This is a genomic window from Acidocella sp. (assembly GCF_052326845.1).
Taxonomy (GTDB): Bacteria; Pseudomonadota; Alphaproteobacteria; order Acetobacterales; family Acetobacteraceae; genus Acidocella.
This window is the reverse complement of the sequence record NZ_JBKQJR010000208.1, coordinates 1-4,374: the sequence shown is the minus strand read 5'-3', so window position 1 is coordinate 4,374 and position 4,374 is coordinate 1. Positions and strand designations below refer to the sequence as shown.

The 4,374-nt window shown below is 63.9% G+C and carries 4 protein-coding genes and 2 pseudogenes; 2 read left to right on the top strand and 4 right to left on the bottom strand.

Annotated elements, in window-relative coordinates:
• Positions 1-8: 8 nt before the first annotated feature.
• Positions 9-59 (top strand): annotated as a pseudogene (locus ACLPJJ_RS13900) (TIGR00701 family protein); the annotation flags it as partial.
• Between the two features lie 26 nt (positions 60-85).
• Here ACLPJJ_RS13900 and ACLPJJ_RS13895 read toward each other — a convergent pair.
• The 4 genes and pseudogenes from ACLPJJ_RS13895 to hemE all read right to left on the bottom strand — a co-directional run.
• A pseudogene (locus ACLPJJ_RS13895) lies at positions 86-379 on the bottom strand (CopD family protein); the annotation flags it as partial.
• Complete coding sequence (locus ACLPJJ_RS13890) at positions 376-1,035, bottom strand: HAD family hydrolase (RefSeq protein ID WP_443591586.1); 660 nt, start codon at positions 1,033-1,035, stop codon at positions 376-378. The pseudogene ACLPJJ_RS13895 and the gene ACLPJJ_RS13890, both read right to left, overlap by 4 nt.
• Positions 1,025-2,044 (bottom strand): ferrochelatase, encoded by a 1,020-nt coding sequence (gene hemH / locus ACLPJJ_RS13885; protein ID WP_443591585.1) that lies wholly within the window; start codon positions 2,042-2,044, stop codon positions 1,025-1,027. The genes ACLPJJ_RS13890 and hemH overlap by 11 nt, the downstream gene beginning before the upstream one ends.
• Positions 2,041-3,051, bottom strand: coding sequence for a uroporphyrinogen decarboxylase (gene hemE, locus ACLPJJ_RS13880; protein WP_443591584.1), 1,011 nt, complete (start codon positions 3,049-3,051; stop codon positions 2,041-2,043). The genes hemH and hemE overlap by 4 nt, the downstream gene beginning before the upstream one ends.
• Before the next feature lie 282 nt (positions 3,052-3,333).
• On the opposite strand from hemE, the gene ACLPJJ_RS13875 reads away from it, so the two are divergent.
• Positions 3,334-4,197: a pyruvate, water dikinase regulatory protein gene (locus tag ACLPJJ_RS13875; protein WP_443591583.1), complete on the top strand. Its 864-nt coding sequence runs from the start codon at positions 3,334-3,336 to the stop codon at positions 4,195-4,197.
• The last annotated feature ends 177 nt before the right edge of the window (positions 4,198-4,374 follow it).

Below are 4,374 nucleotides of genomic sequence, written 5' to 3'. Positions count from 1 at the left end.
TGGCGGGGATGTTCTACCTGCCGCGGCTCTACGTGTATCACTGCCAGACCACGCCCGGCACGGCGGAATCCGAGCGCTTCAAGGTGACGCAGGTGAGCTTGGTCCACCACCAGGGGGCGTGCCAGTCCACGGCGCCGGGGGTGAGGATGAGCAGGATGCCGAAGACCCAGGTCGCGATCATCGCCGGGTTGATGATCAGGCGCAGGAGCTTCACCTCCATCACCTTGAAGCGCTCGGATTCCGCCGTGCCGGGCGTGGTCTGGCAGTGATACACGTAGAGCCGCGGCAGGTAGAACATCCCCGCCATCCAGGCCGTGAAGCTGATGATGTGGAACGCCAGCAGCCAGTGGAAGGCCGGCGCCAAGGCGGGGATGATCATGCCAGGACTCCAAAAATCTCGTGCAGGTCCGCAAACACGGCTTTGGCCCCGGCGGCAAGCAGGGGCTCACCCCCGCCATGCGGGGCGAAGCCGTAGCAGGTCATGCCCGCGGCCACGGCGCCGGTCACGCCCAGGCGGCTATCCTCCAGCACGATGCAACGCGCCGGATCGGCCTTGGCGGAGGACGCGGCGGCGAGGAACACATCCGGCGCGGGTTTGGCCCGGCCGCCACGCGCGATCACGCTGGCGGCGGAATGAGTCCGTCCCGCGGTAAGGTGCGCGATGCCGGTGCGGGAAAATTTCACGGCCATTTCCTCGTCGGAGGAATTGCTGGCCACGCGCCACTCGATGCCAAAGGCGTTGACGCGTTCCAGCATCGTATCCGCACCGGGGATCAGCTCCACCTCCTCGCCCAGCGCCACCACCAGCTTTTCCGCCAGTTCCGGCCGCCAGGTGGCATGCAGCGCGCGGTTCAGCCGCTCCTCAATCATCGGCACCATGTCGGCAATCGACATGCCAATGAAGGTCCGCATCGCCTCGTCAGCGTCCATGGGCCAGCCCATGCCGGTGAGTTCACGCGCGATCACGGAGGAAGCAACACCCTCACTGTCGATTAGCACGCCGTCGCAGTCGAAAATAATGAGCTCAGGAGGCATTCCAGGGGCAGTCCTTATGTTGGCCGCAGAGTGAGCCGCCCCGGCACAGGCCAGGGGCATCAGAGCGGCTTACAATGCCCGCCAGGGCGGTGATGAACGCCGGGTCGGCATTCTGGGCGCGGGCGCGGAAATAACCCTTCACCCCGGCTTTCCCGGCGAGGTGGCGGTTCTCGATATCCAGCTCCACCAGGGTCTCGATATGGTCGGAGACAAAGGCGATCGGCACCACAACCACGGCCACGGCATCGCGTCCGGCCTGCTCGATGGCGGCGATGGTGCTCGGCTCCAGCCATTTCTGCGGCGTGGCGCGGGACTGGTAGCACACCAGATGCTCCACGGCCTGGTCCTTCAGCCGCGCCTGCACGGCGGCGGCGGTCGCCTCGACCTCGGCCTGGTACGGGTCCCCGGCCTTCACGATGCTCTCTGGCAGGCCGTGGGCGGAGTACAGCACACGGATCTTCGTGTCCGGCAGCTTTGCCTTGGCCTCGGCGATGGCCTCATCCACCAGAACGGCGGTGGCGGCGCAGTAATCCGGGTCGTCATGCCAGCAGCACAGCGTGGTGGTGGGCTTGGCGAGGCCCGCCTTGGCCGCGGCCTCGCGCCAATCGTTCAGCGAGGACCCGGTGGTGGTGGTGGAAAACTGCGGATAAAGCGGCAGGAGCAGAATCCTGTCGGGATTCCAGGCTTTCACCTCCCGCGCCACATCCCGTGCAAAGGGGTGCCAATAGCGCATGGCGATGAAGCATTTATGCTCCCCGCCCAAAACCTGTTCCAACGCCGCCGCCTGCTGGCGGGTGAGGTCCAGTAGCGGTGATTTGCCGCCCATCAGCGCGTAATTCTGCTCCGCCGCCTTGGCCGAGGACGCGGCGATGAGCCGCGCCAGCCAGAAGCGGATGAAAATGGGGGCGCGGATGATCGCCTTGTCAGAGAACAGATTGATCCGGAAGGGTTTGACCGCCTCCAGGCTGTCCGGCCCGCCCAGATTGAACAGAACAACCGCCGTCTTCATGCGCCCCGGATGATCTCCATGAGCCGCGCCACGTTCGCCTCCGGCACGTCCGGGGTGATGCCATGGCCCAGATTGAAGATATGCGGGCGGTTTTTCACCTTGGCGAGCAGCTTGAGAACCGCCTCCTCCATCGCCTTGCCGCCCAGTTTCAGCAGCAGCGGGTCCAGATTGCCCTGGAACACCGTGCCCGGCGGACAGGCGGCGATGGCGTTCTCGATATCGGTGACCGTATCCAGCCCGATGGCGTCCATCCCGGCCTCGCGCGCATATTCGCCCAGCATCAGCCCGGCGAGGCGCGGAAAGCCGATGATCTTGATGCCCGGGTGCTTCGCCTTGAGCGCCGCGGTGATGCGCTTGTTCGGGCCGATGACCAGCTCGCGGAATTGCGGCGCGGGGAAAATCCCGGCCCAGCTCTCGAACAGCATGACGCAATCCGCCCCTGCCTCGATTTGGGCCGAGAGATAGGCGGTCGTGGCCTCTGTTAGTAAATTCAGCACGTCACTAACAAAGCCGGGTTGCTCATAAGCCAATCGGCGCGTGCGCGGAAAATCGCCCCCGCCTTCGCCGTCCAGCATGTAGCAGGCCACCGTCGCTGGGCCGCCGGCAAAGCCGATGAGCGCCGTTTGCGGCGGAAGTTCAGCACGCAGGCGGCGCACGGTTTCCATTACAGGGCCGTAAATCGCCGGCGCGCGGGCCGGGTCGAGATCTGCACTATATTGCAGTGGCGGTAGGCGTGGGCCCTCACCCTCGGCAAAGCGCAGGCCCTGCCCCAGAGCCATGGGCAAGATCAGAATGTCCGAGAACAAGATTGCCGCATCGAACCCGAATTTGCGGATCGGTTGCAGTGTCACTTCCGTTGCCAGGGCCGGGTTCAGGCACAGCCTGATGAAATCTCCGGCCTGGGCGCGGGTGGCCCGGTATTCCGGCAGATAACGCCCGGCTTGGCGCATGAGCCACACCGGCGGCGGCCACACCGGCTCGCCGTTCAACGCTTGGAGCAATTTCATACACACCGCCTAAACTGAATCCTCTTTTCTTTAAAGGTTAAGGGGAGGGGTAGATGTACTGTGGATAACGGGGGTTAACCCAATTCATTCGTAAATCCACAAAGTTATCCACATCCAAAAACAAGCTGTAACCTGCTGATTTTTACATATCCACCGTGGTTATTCACAGGACACGGATAAACTCGTCAGAACTTATCCCGTGTTCGCGGATCTTTGATTTTATCCCCGGCTTTCCAAAATAAGGGGACGCGGCGGCAAACAATCCACGCTATTAACAGTCTTATGGACAGTGATAAGCTCAATATACACCTGATATCCGACGCTACCGGGGATACCTTGAACAGCCTGGCCCGGGCCGCCGTGGCGCAGTTCGATGAGTCACAGGTGAATTATCATCGCTGGTCGCTGATCCGCTCCCGGCTGCAGCTGCACCGGGTGCTGGAGGGCATCCAGGCCGAGCCCGGCCCGGTGCTGTGCTCGCTTGTGGATGACGCGCTGCGGCACGAACTGGACGAAGCCTGCGCGCGGCTCGGCGTGCCGCTGCTGCATGTGCTGGACCCGGTGCTGGAGATGCTGCAGGCGCAGTTCGGCGCCCCGGCCAAGCATAAGCCTGGCCGCCAATATGTGCTGGACGCCGATTATTTCCGCCGGATCGACGCCATGCACTACGTCATCAGCCATGATGACGGCCAGGCGACGCGCGGCATCCGGGAAGCGGATGTGGTGCTGGTGGGCGTCTCCCGCTCCTCCAAGACTCCGACCTGCTTTTATCTGGCGAACCGCGGCATCAAGGCGCTGAACGTGCCGCTGGTGCCGGGGATTGAGCCAACCGAGCTGCTGGCCGACCCGCCCTGCCCCGTGATCGGCCTGACCATCGACCCGAAATCGCTGATCGATATCCGCCGCCACCGGCTGAAGCTGATCGGCAGCGGGGCCGATACCGGCTTCGTGCGGACCGATAACACTGCTTACGTGGATTATGAGGCTGTGGAAAAGGAACTGCTCTGGGCAAGGCGGCTGTGCAATGAGCGCGGCTGGCCGACCATCGACGTGACACGCCGCTCCATCGAGGAAACCTCCGCCACCGTGCTGAAACTCATGGAGAACTGGCACGCCAAGCGCGAGAAGCCGGAACACGGCGCTTAGGCGTAGCGGCGCGCGGCTGGGTGCCCCTTGGCGCGGCCTGGGCGCGCGACTAAAGACGGGGCCATGTCAGACACCGAAACCACCCGCTACGATTTCTCCCTCTCCGAGCCGCATTGGCAGCAGCAATGGGAGACGGCCGGCTGCTTCAAGGCCGAAGACGTGCCCGCCGGCGACAAG